At 68.7% G+C, this 4003-nt stretch carries 4 protein-coding genes and 1 pseudogene; 1 reads left to right on the top strand and 4 read right to left on the bottom strand.

Annotated features, from left to right (window positions below; all coding sequences use genetic code 11):
* Positions 1-645: pseudogene (locus AB0M20_RS30795) on the bottom strand (hypothetical protein); the annotation flags it as partial.
* Between the two features lie 158 nt (positions 646-803).
* Between AB0M20_RS30795 and AB0M20_RS30790 the strand changes: the two are divergent.
* Positions 804-1526 carry a hypothetical protein gene (locus tag AB0M20_RS30790; protein ID WP_364303835.1) on the top strand — a complete coding sequence of 241 codons (723 nt, stop codon included), beginning with the start codon at positions 804-806 and terminating at the stop codon, positions 1524-1526.
* Between the two features lies 1 nt (position 1527).
* Here the strand turns inward: AB0M20_RS30790 and AB0M20_RS30785 are convergent, their stop codons facing one another.
* The 3 genes from AB0M20_RS30785 to AB0M20_RS30775 are packed head-to-tail and all read right to left on the bottom strand — an operon-like array spanning position 1528 to position 3693.
* Positions 1528-2730: an MFS transporter gene (locus AB0M20_RS30785; protein WP_364303834.1), complete on the bottom strand. Its 1203-nt coding sequence runs from the start codon at positions 2728-2730 to the stop codon at positions 1528-1530.
* On the bottom strand, positions 2727-3296 hold the full coding sequence (locus AB0M20_RS30780; protein ID WP_364303833.1) for a helix-turn-helix domain-containing protein: 570 nt from the start codon (positions 3294-3296) through the stop codon (positions 2727-2729). The genes AB0M20_RS30785 and AB0M20_RS30780 overlap by 4 nt, the downstream gene beginning before the upstream one ends.
* 55 nt (positions 3297-3351) lie before the next feature.
* Positions 3352-3693 carry an STAS domain-containing protein gene (locus AB0M20_RS30775; RefSeq protein WP_364303832.1) on the bottom strand — a complete coding sequence of 114 codons (342 nt, stop codon included), beginning with the start codon at positions 3691-3693 and terminating at the stop codon, positions 3352-3354.
* Between the last annotated feature and the right edge of the window lie 310 nt (positions 3694-4003).

Below are 4003 nucleotides of genomic sequence, written 5' to 3'. Positions count from 1 at the left end.
GGGAACGCTGAGATAACCCGTGGTCGACCTGAACTCGAGGTCCTTTCGGTCACGGGTGCTGATCACGATCGGGTGCGGTGACAGCGCGGTCGTGTACTTCGGCGACTTCGGGAAGTACCACTTCTCGCACACGCGCTCGAGGTCCCGGGTCTCCTTCAGCTTGATCGAGCTGGCCTTCGACCCCTTCGGCACCGTGCCGGTGACGCCGACCGGGCGCTGCGGCACGGCGGCCGTGGGGGCGCTCGACGTTTCGGACGTCGGAAGCCCGGCGGCCGGGCGCTTGCCCGGCGAGGTCGGCGTGGCGGTCGTGCCGGAGTCCTTGTCGCGCAACGCCCGGTACGCCCCGAACGCGCCGAAGCCGGCGCAGGCGACGAACAGCACCGCGAGCGTGACCAGCACCGCGACCAGCTTGTTCGACGACTTGGGCGCCGAAGGGGCCGGCTGGCCCGGCGGCGGATACGGCTGGCCCGGCGGCGGATAAGGCTGACCGGGCTGCGCCGAAGGCTGCCCATAGGGCTGCCCGTACGGCGGGGGCGGCGGATACGCTGAACCCGGCTGGTACGGCGACGGCGACGAGTAGGGCGAGGCCGATCCCGGCTCGTTCGGCTGGCCCTGATCCGGCCACTGTCCGCCCGTGTTTGACATGTACGACTCCCCGTGACTCCGATGCATCGGCGGCCGACTGTATCCGCTGGTCAGCAAATCCGCTGCCCGCCCGTACCGCCGGATCGGACCATTCGGACTCCCGTGCAGGCGGTATACCGCCATGTTTCCCGAACCGCCATTAGTGGTACAAAAGCCGCATGCATATCGGAAACAGGCGGCTGGCAGCCGCGTCCGCGATTGCCGCGGTCGCTGCTCTCGCCGTCGCTCCCCAGCCCGCAAGTGCCTCCTCCCACCAGCCGTGCACGGTCGTCAAGCACGGCAACACCAAGGGGGTGACCAAGATCGGCGGGGCCACCGCGACGGTCGGCGCCGACGGCATCAAGCTGACCACCACGACGACCTCGGACGCCGACAAGGTGTCCTGGCAGGACTCGATCAAGCCGGTGCCGGCGAACACGATCACCGAGCTCAGCTACGAGACGATCAAGCTGGACTCGGCCGGGCCGAACGTCAACGACGCCGCGCTGCCCGCCTACCACGTCTACGTCAAGACGCCTCAGGGCGCAGGCACTCTGGTGTACGAGCCCTACTGGAGCCCCGGCGTCAACAACCCGCCGCGCAATCTCCGCATCGAGTGGGATGTCCTCAAGGGCAAGCTGTGGACGCCGTCGGAGAACGTGATCGCGGGTCTGCCCAAGACTGCGGGCGGTCCGGCGACGAAGACGTTCGCGCAGGTCGTGGCCGAGAACCCGAAGATGACCGTGACCGGGATCGGCTTCGGTCTCGGCACCTACAACCGGGGCGTGGAAGCGGTCCTGGACGAGCAGCGGATCGCCACCAAGAAGTCGTGCTCCGACCACCAGTGGTCGACCGGCTTCCAGAACGGCCCGTGGTGGCCGAGCTGGCTGCGGCGTAGCTGATCTAGGCCGCCAGGTCCAGATCAAGATTGCGGATGGCCGGGATCGGCGAGGGCAGCAGCCACAGGCAGCACAGTGCCCCGCCGATCGCGGCCACCAGCAGCGTCGGACGCAGCCCCAGCCACGTACCCAGAAGTCCGCCCACCGCGGCACCCAGCGGCCGCGCACCGTAGTTGATCGTCCCGAACACCCCGGACGCCCGGGCCCGCATCTCGTCGGTGGTCACCGAGACCATCACCGAGTTCAGGTTGATGTCGAAGATCATCACCCCGAACCCGGAGATCGCCTCGGCCACCAGCAGCGCGGCGAAACGCATCCAGGTCGGCCCGCCGGCCAGGGCGATCACCGCGATCGAGGCGGGAAAGAGGATCGCGCCGAGTACGACCAGCCGGCCGATCCCGTACCTCCGGGACAGTCTCGGGGCGACGACGGCGCCGAGCAGACCGCCCACCGCGCCGAGGCCGAAGGCGAGGCCGATCAGGCCGGCCGACAGCCCGAGGCTGCGGCTGGCGAAGAGCACGACCAGGGCGGCCGCGACGAACGAGAAGAAGTTGACCGTCGTCACGCAGGCCAGGGCGCCGCGCAGGTAGCGGTGCCCGAGCACGTATCTCAGGCCGGCCATCGGGGAGGTGGACTCGGCGGGGACCGACGGCTCCACCCGGATGCGGCTGATGAACAGCGCCGAGGCCAGGAACGAGACGGCGTCGATCAGCATCGCCACCGGGGCGGTGAGGATCTGGATGAGAAAGCCGCCGAGCGCCGGGCCGGCCACGAACGACGCCGACCGGCTCGTACTCAACTTGCTGTTGGCCTCGACGAAGCGCTCGCGAGGCACCAGCAGGACGAAGAACGACTGGTACGAGGCGTGGAACAACACCTGCCCGGCACCGGTCAGCAGGGCCACCGCGAAGAGCTGAACCAGCGTCACCACGCCGAACCAGTGCGCGACCGGCAGGCTGAGCAGCACCAGGGCGCGCAGCAGGTCCGCGATGACCAGCAGCCGGCGCCGGTGCGCCTGACCGTCGACCCAGGACCCGACCAGGATGGACAGCAGGTTGGGCAGCCACACGGCAGCGGTGAGCAGGCCGATCTCGGTCGCGCCCGCGGCGAGCGTGGTCACCGCGATGAGCGGCAGGCCGAGCTCCGTGATCCGGTCGCCGAACTGGGAGATCGTCTGACCGGCCCACAGCTTGCCGAAGCCGGTCATGAGTCGTCCTCCCCGTACGGCAGGTACTGGCGCAGCACGCGGACGTGGCGGGCACCGTCCGGCGCCGACTCGCGCAGCGCGTAGGGGGCCAGCAGCTCGTTGATCCCGTCGGCGATCGCCTCGAGCTCGTCAGTGGTCACCTTGACCCGCGTGTTGGACAGGCCCGACAGCCGCAGCCACTCCGGCGGCAGGCTGTCGCGGATGCTGTTCGTCCACTCACGGACCTGCTCCTGCCCGGTCGCCGACAACTGGTCGGCCAGCATCTCGGCGGCGGGATCGTCACTGAGCTCGAAGGAGAAGCCGCGCGCCAGGCTCTTCCACCACCGCTGCCGCCGGTCGCCGGAGGGCGGCTCGGCGTCCTCGACCAGGCCGAAGCCGGCGAGATGTCGCAGATGCCAGCTCACCACCGAGGGCGTCGCGTTCACGTGCGGAGCCAGCATGGTCGCGGTCGCCGGACCCTCGCGCTGCAGGTACGACAGAATCGCCAGGCGCACCGGGTGGGCCAGCGCTCGCATCGCCTGCGGATCGGTGACCGGCAGGTCGCCGAACGGATTCGTGAGAGACATGTTTCGAAAGTAGTCTCTCACGTTTGAGCCGAGCAAGAGTTCTGAGAGAACTCTTTCAGATATTTGCGGCCGCGATCGCGTCCTCCACCCGGGGGAAGATCGCGAAGTAGCGGCTGAGCCCGACCGTTCCCATCAGGGAGGTCAGGAACGGGTTGGCGCCGGCGAAACTCAGCCAACCGCCGCGGGCGGAGATCACCTGCTTGCTGACGATGAAGGCGCTCAGCCCCACGGAGTCGCAGAACTTGAGGTCGCTCAGGTCGACCACGATGCGCGGCACCGGCCGGTCGAGCAGGTCGGCGAGCAGGGCGTGCAGTTTGGGTGCGGTGTCGGCGTCGAGCTCGCCGGAGAGCCTCAACACGGCGACATCGGGACGGTCATCGATCACGGTGGCTTGCATGACTTCGCTTTCGTTGGCGGCATTACAGGCTAGAACGCCACAAACGGACACCGGCGGACACGACGTGCGCCAACAGAGATCGGGCCGGACCCCGAGGAGGGTCCGGCCCGATGAGCGAGATGATGCGGCTAAGCCGTAGTGGTCAAGCGCGTCGGCTCAGCCCGGCTGCTGGCGCCTTACAGCTTGCGCCACTGCCAGCGCGTGCCTTTCCACGCGTCGGCCAGGATCATGGCCGAGGCCTTGCCTGGACACTGTTGCACCTTTGATTTGCCCTGCGGTCCGCCCATTTGGGCTTCGACCTCCCAGAGGC

This window comes from Actinoplanes sp. NPDC051633, assembly GCF_040681735.1.
Taxonomy (GTDB): domain Bacteria; phylum Actinomycetota; class Actinomycetes; order Mycobacteriales; family Micromonosporaceae; genus Actinoplanes.
This window is presented reverse-complemented; position numbering and strand designations above follow the sequence as displayed.